12 protein-coding genes are annotated in these 13,806 nt (G+C 32.0%); 8 read left to right on the top strand and 4 right to left on the bottom strand.

Going from position 1 to position 13,806, the window contains the following annotated elements:
- Window positions 1-6 precede the first annotated feature (6 nt).
- Together CLCOS_RS09210 and CLCOS_RS22380 are read left to right on the top strand one after the other, a co-directional pair.
- On the top strand, window positions 7-762 hold the full coding sequence (locus CLCOS_RS09210; RefSeq protein WP_082853564.1) for an aminotransferase class IV: 756 nt from the start codon (window positions 7-9) through the stop codon (window positions 760-762).
- A 407-nt stretch (window positions 763-1,169) separates the two neighbouring features.
- Complete coding sequence (locus tag CLCOS_RS22380; RefSeq protein ID WP_156496376.1) at window positions 1,170-1,328, top strand: hypothetical protein; 159 nt, start codon at window positions 1,170-1,172, stop codon at window positions 1,326-1,328.
- Here CLCOS_RS22380 and CLCOS_RS09205 read toward each other — a convergent pair.
- From CLCOS_RS09205 to CLCOS_RS09190, 4 genes are read right to left on the bottom strand one after another with little or no spacing between them, the layout of a single operon-like run.
- Window positions 1,325-2,413 carry a GerAB/ArcD/ProY family transporter gene (locus tag CLCOS_RS09205; protein ID WP_063601457.1) on the bottom strand — a complete coding sequence of 363 codons (1,089 nt, stop codon included), beginning with the start codon at window positions 2,411-2,413 and terminating at the stop codon, window positions 1,325-1,327. The genes CLCOS_RS22380 and CLCOS_RS09205 overlap by 4 nt on opposite strands.
- Window positions 2,414-2,436: 23 nt before the next feature.
- Complete coding sequence (locus CLCOS_RS09200) at window positions 2,437-2,655, bottom strand: hypothetical protein (RefSeq protein WP_063601456.1); 219 nt, start codon at window positions 2,653-2,655, stop codon at window positions 2,437-2,439.
- On the bottom strand, window positions 2,652-3,824 hold the full coding sequence (locus CLCOS_RS09195) for a Ger(x)C family spore germination protein (protein WP_063601455.1): 1,173 nt from the start codon (window positions 3,822-3,824) through the stop codon (window positions 2,652-2,654). Before CLCOS_RS09195 ends, CLCOS_RS09200 begins: the two co-directional genes overlap by 4 nt.
- 6 nt (window positions 3,825-3,830) lie before the next feature.
- The gene (locus tag CLCOS_RS09190; protein WP_063601454.1) at window positions 3,831-5,408 is read right to left on the bottom strand and encodes a spore germination protein; all 1,578 of its coding nucleotides are present in this window, start codon (window positions 5,406-5,408) and stop codon (window positions 3,831-3,833) included.
- 210 nt (window positions 5,409-5,618) lie between these two features.
- Between CLCOS_RS09190 and CLCOS_RS09185 the strand changes: the two genes are divergently transcribed.
- The 6 genes from CLCOS_RS09185 to hydA all read left to right on the top strand — a co-directional run bounded on the left by CLCOS_RS09185 (window position 5,619) and on the right by hydA (window position 13,787).
- Window positions 5,619-6,824: a PucR family transcriptional regulator gene (locus CLCOS_RS09185; protein WP_063601453.1), complete on the top strand. Its 1,206-nt coding sequence runs from the start codon at window positions 5,619-5,621 to the stop codon at window positions 6,822-6,824.
- A 168-nt stretch (window positions 6,825-6,992) separates the two neighbouring features.
- Window positions 6,993-8,138: an iron-containing alcohol dehydrogenase family protein gene (locus tag CLCOS_RS09180; protein WP_063601452.1), complete on the top strand. Its 1,146-nt coding sequence runs from the start codon at window positions 6,993-6,995 to the stop codon at window positions 8,136-8,138.
- 12 nt (window positions 8,139-8,150) lie between these two features.
- Complete coding sequence (locus CLCOS_RS09175; RefSeq protein WP_063601451.1) at window positions 8,151-9,518, top strand: aminotransferase class III-fold pyridoxal phosphate-dependent enzyme; 1,368 nt, start codon at window positions 8,151-8,153, stop codon at window positions 9,516-9,518.
- A gap of 106 nt (window positions 9,519-9,624) precedes the next feature.
- A complete protein-coding gene (locus tag CLCOS_RS09170; protein ID WP_063601466.1) occupies window positions 9,625-10,851 on the top strand; it encodes a Zn-dependent hydrolase in 1,227 nt (408 codons plus the stop codon).
- A 39-nt stretch (window positions 10,852-10,890) separates the two neighbouring features.
- Window positions 10,891-12,396, top strand: a complete 1,506-nt coding sequence (locus tag CLCOS_RS09165) for an NCS1 family nucleobase:cation symporter-1 (RefSeq protein WP_063601450.1) — start codon at window positions 10,891-10,893, stop codon at window positions 12,394-12,396.
- Window positions 12,397-12,419: 23 nt separating this feature from the next.
- The gene (gene hydA, locus CLCOS_RS09160; RefSeq protein WP_063601449.1) at window positions 12,420-13,787 is read left to right on the top strand and encodes a dihydropyrimidinase; all 1,368 of its coding nucleotides are present in this window, start codon (window positions 12,420-12,422) and stop codon (window positions 13,785-13,787) included.
- Window positions 13,788-13,806 lie beyond the last annotated feature (19 nt).

Genomic DNA, 13,806 nt, shown 5'->3' with positions numbered 1-13,806 from the left:
GCAGTTATGATGCTCTTAAATGGTAAGAAGGTAGAAGATGATAAAGTTTTTTTAGACACCGGCTTTTACTTTGGAAGAGGACTTTTTGAAACTATGCTTGTAAACAATGAACCACTTTTTCTTGAAAATCATTTATATAGGATAAATAAAGGTCTTTCTATTATAGGAATAGATAAAGAAATTACTGAAGATGAAGTTATGGATGCTGTTAACAAGCTTCAGTGTAATAATTGTGTGCTGAAGTTAGTAGTTACAGAGGAAAATACGTTGTTCAATACTAGAAAGAACAATTATACTGAGGAACAGTATAAAAGAGGTTTTAAAGTTAAGATAAGTTCTGTTAGGAGAAATGAATTTTCTCAGCTTACATACTTAAAATCTTTAAATTATTTAGAAAATATATTAGAACATGAAAAATGTATTGATGAGGGATACAATGAGGTGTTGTTTTTTAATACAGAGGATAAATTATCGGAGGGAAGTGTATCTAATGTGTTTTTTACAAAGAATAAAAAAATATATACTCCATCTAAAAAATGTGGATTACTTGAGGGTACAGTAAGAAAGTTCATAATAAATAACTTTAATGTTACTGAAGGTGAGTTCAGTAAGGAAGATTTGATGTTTGCAGATAGTGTTTTTTTAACGAACAGCATTATGGGGATAATGAAAGTCTCTAGTATTTATGATAGAAGTTTCAATGAATGTAGTATTATTGAGAAAATAGAAAAAGTTTATCAAGAACAATTAAAGAAGCATTAAATATAAAGTTTCTAAACGAAATTTAAATTTATACAATATTATATAATGATAAATTTCATGTATAAGTTTGAATTTCAATTTGAAACCTTGTATATAGGCATTGTAACTAAAAAATCAACTTATACGTAGGCATATTTTTACAATAATGAAGCTCTTTTAAATATTTTGTATATAAGGCTTAGAGAAAAATTTTTGAAAAATCTAGAACTTTTGAACTGTTTGAGGTACGAGTTTTCAAAAGTCCTCAGTATTTTTCAAAATTTTTTGCTTAGCCTCATCAAAATATTTAACGAGCTGAAGGTTGTAAAAAATATACGGAGTATAAGTTGATTTTTTATTTAGAGACTCTATAAGATTAATGAAATATATAATATTGGGAAATATATTGTAAGAGGGGAGGCATAAGTATGGAGAAAATAGGTGTAAATAATTTCATATCCACTATTATAGGAATATGTTTAATTTTAACTTGTTTTTTAATCTTTTATTTTTTTCAAAAGTATCTTTTTAGTAAATACAAAAACAAAGTAAAAAATGTAGTAGATAAAGATGATGATTTAAGCTAGCCTTTCTTCTTTAAGATTAAAGCTGCAAAGAAGAGAAAAATTTCTAATCCTGTCCCAACAAATATAGACAGAAAGGGGTATGAATAAAAACTAAAATCTACTAGTTCCAGGCTGTTATTAAAGGAAGTTATACCAATAACAAAAGAAAGCAGTGCAGCAGGAAATACAAGAGGTTTATATGTACTTAGTCCTGCAACTTGAGATATACCAACGCTAAAGGCCCATATCATACTTCCAGATGCTGTAATTGCTGCGCCGATGACAATCATAAGCCAGATAGCTTCCACCCGTTCAAAAAACTGACCTAAATGAACAAATCTTGTGAGTTCAAGACTGATATTTATCATATTTTTGGCCTGTGGATAACTAAAAATTCCTATTGTACTTATAACTAGCATCAGGATGATCAAAATACCTAAACTAACTGCAGTAAATTTTGCAATGAATCCATTTTCTGGATGATTGCAAATAGGAATGTACATTCCCATAATAATACATATTCCTATAAAGGATAAAATCAGAGGAGTACCTGTTAAAGCTGGATATAGGCCAGCTTCCAGCTGAGGTTTAAGTCTATCTAACTTTATATCAGGTATGGCAAATGAAAAAAATAAAATAAGAGAAAACAAAAAGAAGGGGCCCAAAATTTCGGATACTCTTCCTATTACTTCTATTCCTTTAAAAACAGCATATGCAATTACAAGATAAGAGGATATAAGAAGTAGTTCTACTGGAGTTTTTGGAAAAAACACCATATTAAGAATTATACTCAGTGATCTTTGCAGTACAGCAGATACAAGTAAAAAGAAAATAGGAAACAATATTCCTATAATTTTACCTAGTTTTTTCCCTAAAATAGTTATGCTGTATTGTACCATATTTTGGCCTGGAAATCTTATGCCCATGTAAGCATAGACAACAGCAAGGAGTACATCTAAAATCCAGGCTAAAATTACAGACAGCCAAGCATTCCTTCTTGCTTGAAAAATTAGCAGTCTAATTACTTGTAATCCGCTGAAAGATGTGACGATACAAAAAAGCATCCATATAAATTGATTTGTAGTGATAATTTCTTTTTCACGCATATCTATTCTCCTCAATGTAAAATTTATAACCTATTTAAAAATATTTTGCCAATAGGCTTAAATAAATTTTCTATTAAATCTATAGGACCTGGTATACCTAAATTTTTACCAATTTGAAAAAACAAAGACATCATAAGCAAAAATGAGGCATATAGCAATTCTTTTCCCATCTTTTTTTTTATTAGAAGTATTCCCTCAAACAGTACTATTAGAATTGCCGAGATAATTACAATTGCAGTCATTTAGTTGTTTCCTCCTTATTTTTTATAATAGGATCCTTAATTATTCCTATATTAGTTAATTTAATTTCAAAACTAATTTCATATTTTATATTTGGAAATATTTTATCCCAATTTTTTTTTATATTAAGCCATTCCTTTGGATAGTTATTATATATTTTTGTTGAAAAACCAACAAAATCTGTATCTAAATTTTTCTGTGACTTTGCTATCAATTTATTTAGTTGGTCTTTTAGTACAGATTCAATATCGTATTGAAATCTAGATACATCCTCAGGACTGATATCAATATTTTCTACCTGCTCAATAAAGGCACTGCCTTTACATCGAATTTCCATGTTAAAACCTTCTTCAGTTAAGTGAGGAATTATTTGAGTGGATTGTTTAAAAACATTTGCGGTTATGTTTGTATTATTTTTAGCTGATTTAAGGGGAAATACATCTGCATGACCTTTTGTATAGTCCGTCATCCAGAAAAGATTTTTAGATTCCTCACTTGTAAGTGTTCCTATTAAACGGTTGTTTTTGAAAATAGCCATTTTCTCTACTGTAATTTTGGAAGTGATACTATCTTTTGATTTTTCTGTATCAATTATAGGAGCAAAGGCTGAATTTGACTCTTTTTTTGCTTCTATAATAAAGTTATTTATGGTCATGGGTACAATAGATCCGTTCCTTTTAAATAAACTCATCATAGTGTTTATGCCATTTGAAATTATAGTTTCATTAGAAATTTTACTTTTTAAGATTTCTTTAGCTGATTTATTTGAAATAAGTATCCAACTAGTACCTCGTATTTCACGATTTCTATTTAAATAATCCATTACTTCAGAAACTTCTGATTCCGATTCACATAATTCTTTTGATAAAATGATTACTTTAGCATGTGAAAAGTTGGGCAGGGTAGAATTATTTTTTGAAAAGTTTTGAACTGCATCAAAAATAGAATATCCAGTGCTTGTTTGTATAATAGAATTATTTTCGTTTTTTGTGCTGTTTGGGTTAACAATTTCTAATGTTACAGCAAAAGAATTATCACTAGGTATCTTATCAATACCCATGCCCACTACAAGGCTGATTTCGTGTAGTTCACTTTTATCTGTGCTGCAGCCGTAAAGTGAAATTGAAAATATAAAGATTAAAATGTAAAATAACATTGATTTATACTTCATATTTTGTTATCCTTTCTCGTCTTTCTTATTTTCATAGGATGATTTTTGCCGGCACAAATTATTAGCATTGGCAAAATGAGGTCTGCATTTCATATGAGACCAGGGAAATCTTATTAAAGTATCTTTCAAATCCTTTAGATTTAAAGGTGCTAGTGGAGAAAGATAATTTATACCGAAGGAACTTAATGATGATAAGTGAATTAGAAGTACAATAATACCTAACAGAATTCCATATAAGCCTAAAAATGCTCCTAAGAACAGCATGGAAAAACGTAAAATACGAATAGCATACCCCATATCATAAGATGGAATGCTAAAAGAAGCTATGGCTGTAATGGCTATAACAATAACCATAATAGGTGAAATAACACCAGCTCTGACGGCTGCATCACCAATAACCAATGCACCAACAATACCTACAGTTTGATTAGCTGGTGAAGGAAGGCGGATACCTGCTTCTCTAAGTGTCTCAAAAGCTGTTTCCATTAACAATGCTTCAATAAAAATAGGAAAAGGAACTCCGTGGGAGGCTCCAATAATGGTAATAAGTAAAGGTGTAGGAATCATTTCTTTATGATATAAAATAATTGCAACAAAACATCCAGGAAGCAGCAGGGAAATTACGAAGAAAATTAATCTGATAAAGCGTACAAATATGGTAGTGGTATATCTTTCATAATAATCTTCACTAGTTTGTAAAAATTGAATTAAAGTAGCAGGAAGTATTAAAACACAAGGAGTACCATCTACTAAAAGTGCTACCCTGCCTTCTAAAATCCCAGCGGCAACTCTATCTGGCCTTTCACTGTGCTGAATTTGTGGGAATAAGGTATAGTGAGTATCTTCTATCAGTTCTTCTATATAGCCACTTTCTAAAACAGAATCTATGTCTATTTTGGAAAGTCTTTTTTTTACATCTTCAACAATATTGTTATCTACTATTCCCTGTAAATAGGTGATGCTTATTTTTGTATGAGTTTGTTTTCCGATTATAAAATCTTCAACTTTTAAATCTGAAGATTTTATTTTTCTCCTGAGTTGTGAGATATTGATAGAAATATTTTGTGTAAACCCTTCATTTGGTCCTCTTATAACTTTTTCAACATCTGTGCCTGATATGCTTTTTTCCTTCCAACCGGGTGTTTCCATTTCTAAAGCGATATCATCACCATCTAGTAAAAGTATGGTATTTCCATTTAGGAGAGCATTTGTAATTTGCCCAATAGTTGATACTTCACTTATTTTTGTAATTTCAAGAAAATATTTTTTAATTATTTCTACAGTATAATCACATTTTAAATCATTTTCAGTAACCTTTTTAATATTCATGATAGAAGGTAATATGCTTTCATTAATTGATCTTATATCTGAAAGTCCATTTATAAAAATAAGTACGCAGGAACATTTCATTGAATGTATAACAAATTTATGGTAAACAACATCAGCACAATTTGAAAATAATTCGTGCAATACGTTTAAATTATTTGAAAGAGATTTATTTAAGGGCAAATTATATCTATCATCGGATAACTTTTGTACATAAATAGGATCTGAAGTGTTTTTAGAATTAAAAAACTTCTTCACAATTAAAGATCACTCTCCTAGAAAAAATTATTTTATAATTTATGCTTATTCTCTGCATTAAAGGTAAAAATATTCAATTTTGATTTTTGTACTTTTACAAAAAAATATTAATATATTATAATTATATACAAGGATATTTTAAACAAATAATAAAAATATTAGTATATTTTTATCAAATATACATTAAATTATAAAAGAGGGATAGAAAATATGATTGTTACTTGTAGGAATATATTAAATTTGCCAGGACTTGAAAAAATGAAAGTTGTAGCTGGAAAGGGCGGTTTAGACAGGGGAATTACCTGGGCACATGTAATAGAAGTACCTGATGTTGGTGATTTTGTAAAAGGAGGAGAACTTTTATTTATTACTGGTATAGCAATAGGAAATAATTCAGAAGTTCTCCTTAAATTTATTAAAGACATTATTTCTAGAAATTTATCTGGCCTTGTTATAAATATAGGGCCTTATATAAAAGAGACACCTAAAGGAGTTATAGATTTTGCAAATACTGCAGGTTTTCCTATATTTGAGTTACCTTTCGAGGTGAAATTGATAGATGTAACTCAAATTATTTGCAGGGCCATTTTTGCACGAAATGCGCATAAGGAATCTGTGAACAATTTTATGCGAGAAGTGATTTTTGAGGATATAAATATTGATGAGGAAATGTTGGATAGGGCAGTTTTATATGGATACAAAAGAGAAAAGAAATATTGCAGCCTAATAGTTGATATTGACAATTTTAGCTCTTATATAAAGAAAAAAAATATAGATGACGAGGAAATTATATCAAATATAAAAAACCGTGTACAAGATATAGTAGAATACGTTTTAGATGAAAATAACAAAAAATATTTTTATGCAGTTCAAAGTGATGCATTTTATTTTATGGTATGTTCCAATGTAGAAAATATAGACAGGATTGCAGAATCTATACGAAATGAAATATCAAAGAGAATGGGTGATATTACTGTAAGTATAGGAATAGGAGATGAATGCAGTGATCTAAAAGATTTTAAATGCGTAATATTAGAGGCAATAAAAGCATTAAAGTTATCTAAGATTTTTGGAAAGAAGAATTGTGTTATAAAGTATAAAGGCTTAGGTATATTTAGGCTTTTTTTTGATATAGAAACCAATGCAGAGATGAAAAAACTATTTGATGAAAATTTACTTAAACTTAAAATATATGATGAAAAAAACTCCTCTGTGCTAGTAAAAACGTTAATTGCATATTTAAAGGAAAATAGAAACTTAGGTAAAACTGCAGAAAAGCTGTACATCCACAGAAATACTATAAAATATAGGATAAATAGAATAGAGGAAATATTAAACTGTGATTTGAAGGATGATGAAACTGTCTTTAATATTATGCTTTGTATAAAAATTGGGGTGTTTTTAAGATTGATTTAAATGCAATTTCTATATAGTGAACAAAAATTTATCCATATATTTGTTCATAGTGGACATACTAATTAGTTTAGAAATATGGTAAATTATATACATTAAATTTAATAAACAGTTAAATAAATAGCAGTTAAATTGATAAATTACAAATTAAACGGGTTAGGTGATGGAATTATGGATTATTCAGTTTTTCAATGTCCCAAGAAAATAATATATGGGAAAGATACCGTAAATTTCATTGGAAGTGAAGCAGCGGTGTTTGGAAATAAGGCAATGATAGTTACAGGAAAACATTCGTCAAAAAAGACAGGTGCATTAGATAAAGTTTACTATAGTTTAAAAGATCAGGGAATAGATCCTGTTATATTTAATAAAGTAGAATCAGATCCTAGTGTAATTACTGTAAGGGAAGGAGTGAAAGCAGGAAAAAAAGAAAAAGTAGATTTTATAGTTGCCTTAGGTGGAGGAAGTGCTATGGATGCAGCCAAAGCCATAAGTATGGTTATAGGAAATGGAGGGGATATTTTAGATTATGAAAAAGTTCAGCCTAAAACTTATGGAATACCTATTATAGCAGTTCCTACTACAGCAGGAACTGGAAGTGAAGTTAGTAAGTTTTCTATAATAACAGATACTGAAAGAAAGATAAAGATGCTTATTTCAAGTAACTTTATAATACCTGAAGTATCAATTTTAGACCCACTTTTGACTATGATGATGCCGCCTGAGGTTACGGCAGCTACAGGGATGGATGCTTTCACTCATGCAATTGAGGCATATATTTCAAAGGCTGCACAGCCAATGTCAGATACATTTGCAATAAAGGCAATAAAGATTATAAGTAGTAATATTTCACGGTCAGTGCTTAAAGGTGATATTGAAGCTAGGGAAAAAATGCTGCTTGGACAGATGTATGCAGGACTTGCTTTTAGCAATGCATCTACAGCACTTGTTCATTCAATGTCAAGACCTTTAGGAGCTTATTATAAAGTTCCCCATGGAATGGCAAATGCAATTTTGCTTACGGAGGTTATGAAGTTTAATAGAGCTTCTTGTGCTGAAAGATTTAAAGTTATAGCGGAAGCTATGGGAGAAAATGTAGGAGGAAAATCTGTAAGAGAAGCAAGCTTGATTGCAGTGGATACTATAAAGTCCATTTTCTTGGAAACAGGACTTCCAGTATCACTTAAAGAAGTTGGTGTAGACAAAGACAATTTTAGAAAGATGGCAGAAGATGCTATGGAAAGTAAAACTACAGCTCTTAATCCGAGAAAACCTACGGTAGAGCAGTTAGTAGAAATATATGAAAAGATATATTAAGGAGGAATTTAAATGGAAGTTTTAGAAGATACTGAGTTAGATTTAGATGTTGATCAAATTAGAGAGTATGATAAAAAGTACAACTTGCATTCCTGGAGTGCACAGAAAAATCTAAAACCCCTTGTAATTACAAAGGCTGAAGGAATTTATTTTTGGGACAGTGATGGGAAAAAGTATTTTGATATGTCCTCTCAATTAGTTAATGTAAATGTAGGACATGGAAATAAAAAGATAATAGAGGCTATAAAAAGGCAGGCAGATAAGATGCCATTTATGGGACCTTCCTATGCTGTAGATGTAAGGGCAAAATTGGCTGCTAGGGTAATAGAAAAGGCACCAGATAATATGGCTAAAGTATTCTTTACATTAGGTGGATCAGACTCCAATGAAAATGCTATAAAAATAGCTAAGATGGTTACTGGAAGATTTAAGATATTTTCGAGATATCGTTCTTACCATGGAGCAAGTTTTGGAGCTGCAAATTTAAGCGGAGAGCCAAGAAGATATACTTGTGAACCTGGAATACCTGGATTTGTAAAGTTCTTTGATCCTTATATTTACAGAGAAAAAATAAGATTTGAAAGTGAAAAAGAAGCTTCAAAATTTTATTTAAGCAAACTTAGAGAGCAGCTTATATACGAGGGTACGGATAAAGTAGCAGCTATTGTTGTTGAAAGTGTAACTGGCAGCAATGGTGTAATCATACCACCTGAAGGTTATCTCCAAGGAATAAGGAAGCTATGTGATGAATTTGGAATAGTTATGGTTTGTGATGAAGTTATGGCTGGATGGGGAAGAACTGGAGAATGGTTTGCCTGCAATAACTGGGATGTAAAACCAGATATTATCACATTTGCAAAAGGAATTACTTGTGGATATGTACCTCTTGGAGGAGTAATTGTAAGTGAGAAAATAGCAAAGTTTTTTGATGATAATGTACTTATGTGTGGGCTAACATACAATGCACATCCACTAGCTTGTGCTGCAGGCTGCGCAACATTAGATGTATATGATGAAGAAAATCTAATAGAAAATTCTAAGAAGATGGGGGTCATTTTAGGAAAAAAATTAGAGGAAATAAAGAAAAAGCATTCGAGTGTAGGAGACGTCAGATATATAGGATTGTTTTCATCAGTAGAACTAGTAAAAGATAGAGAAACTAGAGAAGCTCTAGTGCCTTATGGAAAAGATCCAGATGGAATAATGTCAAAGATAGTTGGAATGTTAAAAGAGGAAGGATTTTCAACTTATTCTCATGAGAGCTGCTTAATGATAGCACCTCCACTTATTATAAATAAAAAAGAGATGGAAGAAGCTATGAATATTTTTGATAGGGTTATGTATTCTATAGATGAATTTGTAAAAACATTAAAAAAATAAGCGTCCCTTTTGTGGAAGAATAGGACACTTAAAATTAATTAACCAATTATATTATAAATCAATTTGAAAAAATGTAAAGGAGATATTGATTATGGAAGTAAAAGATATGAAAAAAATTAGCTGTGATAAAGAAAGAATGGAAAATAAAATTGCTACTTTTAGTAAATTTGGTGCTACAGGACACGGTGGAATAACAAGGTTATCCCTATCAGAAGCAGCCCTTCAAGCAAGAGCAGAGTTTACAAAGAGAATGAAATCACTAGGTGCATATATTGTAACAGATGATATGGGAAATATGTATGCTACTTTCAAAGGATTGGAGGACCTGTCTCATATTGCAATGGGGTCTCATTGTGATTCAGTAGTACAAGGAGGAAATTATGATGGAATTTTAGGAGTAATGACTGCAATGGAAGCAGCTGAAACTATAGTTAGGGAAAACATTCCTCACCGCCATCCAATTACAGTTATGATATGGACTAACGAAGAAGGAGCACGTTTTGATCCTGCTATGATGTCATCTGGTGTTGTTACTGGTAAATTTGATAAAGAAAAGATGCTGGCATCAAAGGACCCGGAAGGCGTAACTTTTGGTGAAGCTCTGGATGCAAGTGGATATAAGGGTGATGAAAAAAATAGAATAAATCCTAAAGATTATATGGCTCTTTTAGAACTGCATATTGAACAGGGACCAGTACTTGAAGCCGCCAAAAAGGATATTGGAGTTGTAGAGGGCGTTGTTGGAATGGTTAACTATGAATTCGAATTTATAGGTCAAGCTGGACATGCAGGAACTGTTCCACAGAAATTAAGAAAAGATGCTCTTTTGGCAGCATCTGAAGCCATTTTATATCTTCACAAGGAACTAGATAAACTTGATGGCAAGTTAGTCTATACTACTGGAAGAATTAACTGCTCACCAAATGTTCATACAATTATACCAGATGACGTTAAATTTACTTTGGATGCAAGACATCAAGATCCAAAAGTAGTACAGCAGGTAGTTGATATAATTAAGAACATTCCATCTGAACTCGCAGGCTGTAAAGTTAGCTATGAGGAATTGTGGGCACGTAAAACTGTCAGCTTCAATAAAGAATTAGTAAATCTGGTTGAAAAAAATGCAAATCTTTATGGATATCCCAATATGAGAATGTACAGTGGTCCTGGACATGATTCTCAATTTGCAGCTGATATGCTTCCTGTAACTATGATATTTGTTCCAAGTATTGGAGGACACAGCCATTGTGAAATAGAAAAAACTCCTCTTGATAATTGTGTAAAAGGTGCCAATGTACTGCTTCAAACTATACTAGACATCGATAAGATGTAAATTTGATTATAAGTCTATTAAAAGAAAGAGGGGATCTATATGGAACAGCCAGTAGAAAAAGAAATATATGAATTAGATCAATCCGATACAACTGTTACGGAAAGTAAACTGTACAATGGCGATAACGCGCCAGTTCCGGTTAAGGAAAGAACCTGGAATACCTATAATTTCACTGCTCTCTGGATTGGAATGGCTCACTGTATACCTACCTATATGCTAGCAGGAAGCTTGATATCGTTGGGCATGAACTGGAAACAAGCACTATTTACAATTACTCTTGGAAACCTGATAGTTTTAGTACCAATTTTATTGAACGCCCATCCTGGAACTAAATATGGAATTAACTTTCCGGTATTTTCAAGGCTATCCTTTGGAGTATTTGGTGCAAATATACCTGCAATTTTAAGGGCAGTTGTTGCCTGCGGGTGGTTTGGAATAAATACCTATATAGGTGGAAGTGCATTAAATGTATTGTTTTCAGCTGTAATTCCAGGATGGAAAACTCTTGGGGGAAGTTTTCAAATAGCAGGACTTAGTTTGCCGTCTGGTATAACATTTATGATATTCTGGGGCCTTGAGATGTTTGTTATATTTAAAGGTATGGAGCAGCTGAAAAGATTTGAAAACTGGGCAGCTCCACTAGTTATGGTTTTAGCTTTTGTTTTGATGGCTTGGGCAATTAAATCTGCTCACGGCTTTGGACCACTTTTAAGTTCACCAGGCAAATTGCATACCATGAGTGATTTTATGAAAGTATTTCCTGCTTCACTTACCAGTATGGTAGGATTTTGGGCAACACTGTCTCTGAACATACCAGATTTCACAAGATATGCAAAAGGGCAAAAGGAACAGCTAATAGGACAATCTTTAGGACTTCCTATAACTATGACAGTATTTTCTGCTATGGGTATAATAATAACTTCTGCTACTGCAGTAATATTTGGAAAAAGCATGTGGAGTCCAGTAGATATAATATCGAAATTTTCAAATCCTTTTGCAATGTTAATAGGTTTCTTTGGTATAGTAGTTGCTTCTCTTTCTGTTAATATTGCCGCAAACATTGTTTCACCAGCAAATGATTTTTCAAATGTAGCACCGAAACATATAAGTTTTAAAATGGGAGGGCTTATTACAGGCATTATAGGAATACTAATAATGCCATGGAAGCTTTTAGCAGATCCTAGCGGATACGTGTATACATGGCTTGACACTTATTCTGGAATACTTGGACCTGTAGCTGCAATAATCATATGTGATTACTGGCTTATAAAAAAGACCAAAGTAAATCTTAAAGATCTGTATCTTAAAGAAGGATTGTATACCTATAAGAAAGGGTTTAATCCAAAGGCAATTATTGCACTTGTTTTAGGAATTTTTGCAGCTCTTATAGGTAAAATAGTCCCTAGCTTAAGTGGAATAGTAAATTATGCTTGGTTTGTAGGTTTTGGAGTTTCATTTATTGTTTATTATTTATTAAGTGCAGGATCTAAAGATTCAGGCAAAATTAATAGCCAGCCTGAAGAATTTGAAGAACAAAGCTTTTAGATTATTTTATGAGGTGATAAATTATGGATTTGATTATAAAAAATGGAGTTATAATAACGGCTAAAGACACTTATAAAGCAGATATAGGCATAAAGAATGGAAAAATTGCAGCCATAGGAAAAGAAATTGAGGATAGTGGAGAAGATATAATAGATGCAGAAGGAAAATATGTATTACCGGGGGCAATAGATGCACATACACATCTTGAAATGCCCTTTGGGGGCACCATATCTGCAGATAGTTATGAGGCAGGTACGAGAGCTGCTGCCTGTGGAGGTACAACTACAGTTTTTGATTTTGCACTGCAGCAGAAAGGTCACGGCATAATTCAAACGGCGAGAGAAAGAGATGAGATCTGTGCACCACAAGCTTGTGTTGATTATGCTTTTCACGTAGTAATATCTGATTTAAGACCAGAAATTTTAGATGAATTTCAAGCTGCAGTAGATTATGGACTGCCCAGCTTTAAAGTGTATATGGTATATAAAAAAGAAGGGCTTATGGCAGATGACGGAGTGCTTTGCCAGGTGCTTGAAAAATCTAAAGAAACAGGAGCACTTATTTCAGTGCATGCAGAAAACCCGGATTTAATAGACATAAGAACTGAGAAATATCTGAAAGAAGGTAAAACTTCTGCCTGGTATCACTATATGTCAAGACCTGAATTTGTAGAGGCAGAAGCGGATAAGAGGGCAATACACTGGGCAAAGTCACTAAATGCTCCCCTTTATATAGTACATCTTGCAAACAAGGAAGGTATGGAAGAAGTAAAGAAGGCGAAAGATGAAGGTTATGAAATATATGCAGAAACTTGTCCTCAATATTTATATTTTACAAGTGAAGTTTACAAGAGAGAAGACGGAAGAAATTTTGTATGCTCTCCACCTATGAAAGGAAAAGAAAGTTTAGATGCCCTATGGAAAGGTATAAAAACAGGTGATATTTCTACTATAGCTACAGATCATTGTCCATTTCAAAGTTCTGAAAAAGATTGGGGAAAAGATGATTTTACAAAGATACCAAATGGATGTATGGGCATAGAAAATATGTATCCATATATGTTAAGTGAAGCAAATAAAGGAAGGATTTCCTTTAACAAGGCAGTAGAAGTTTGCAGTGCAAACCCTGCAAAAATATTTGGATGTGATAATCAAAAGGGTAGTATTGTAATAGGAAAAGATGCTGATATTGTAATCTATGATCCTAAAAAGGAATTTACAATTTCAAAGGATAATATGCATTCTGATGTAGATTATACCATATGGGAAGGAGTTAAATTGAAAGGATATCCAGTTATGACTTTATCAAGAGGAAAGCTTGTATTTAAAGATGGAGAATTTGTAGGAAAACCTGGTTGGGGAAAATTCTTAAAGAGAAAGATAAAGAGGTAATTAGGCATTTTCTTTCAAA

Source organism: Clostridium coskatii (assembly GCF_001675205.1).
In the GTDB taxonomy this organism is placed as follows: domain Bacteria; phylum Bacillota; class Clostridia; order Clostridiales; family Clostridiaceae; genus Clostridium_B; species Clostridium_B ljungdahlii.
The sequence above is the reverse complement of the archived record's forward strand: the minus strand, read 5'-3'. Positions and strand labels throughout refer to the sequence as shown.

What these genes read in the sequence shown, in the direction of transcription:
- CLCOS_RS09210 (WP_082853564.1), top strand. Translation starts at nt 7, where the DNA reads ATGATGCTCTTAAATGGTAAGAAGGTAGAAGATGATAAAGTTTTTTTA.
- CLCOS_RS22380 (WP_156496376.1), top strand. Translation starts at nt 1,170, where the DNA reads ATGGAGAAAATAGGTGTAAATAATTTCATATCCACTATTATAGGAATA.
- CLCOS_RS09205 (WP_063601457.1), bottom strand. Translation starts at nt 2,413, where the DNA reads ATGCGTGAAAAAGAAATTATCACTACAAATCAATTTATATGGATGCTT.
- CLCOS_RS09200 (WP_063601456.1), bottom strand. Translation starts at nt 2,655, where the DNA reads ATGACTGCAATTGTAATTATCTCGGCAATTCTAATAGTACTGTTTGAG.
- CLCOS_RS09195 (WP_063601455.1), bottom strand. Translation starts at nt 3,824, where the DNA reads ATGAAGTATAAATCAATGTTATTTTACATTTTAATCTTTATATTTTCA.
- CLCOS_RS09185 (WP_063601453.1), top strand. Translation starts at nt 5,619, where the DNA reads ATGATTGTTACTTGTAGGAATATATTAAATTTGCCAGGACTTGAAAAA.
- CLCOS_RS09180 (WP_063601452.1), top strand. Translation starts at nt 6,993, where the DNA reads ATGGATTATTCAGTTTTTCAATGTCCCAAGAAAATAATATATGGGAAA.
- CLCOS_RS09175 (WP_063601451.1), top strand. Translation starts at nt 8,151, where the DNA reads ATGGAAGTTTTAGAAGATACTGAGTTAGATTTAGATGTTGATCAAATT.
- CLCOS_RS09170 (WP_063601466.1), top strand. Translation starts at nt 9,625, where the DNA reads ATGAAAAAAATTAGCTGTGATAAAGAAAGAATGGAAAATAAAATTGCT.
- CLCOS_RS09165 (WP_063601450.1), top strand. Translation starts at nt 10,891, where the DNA reads ATGGAACAGCCAGTAGAAAAAGAAATATATGAATTAGATCAATCCGAT.
- hydA (WP_063601449.1), top strand. Translation starts at nt 12,420, where the DNA reads ATGGATTTGATTATAAAAAATGGAGTTATAATAACGGCTAAAGACACT.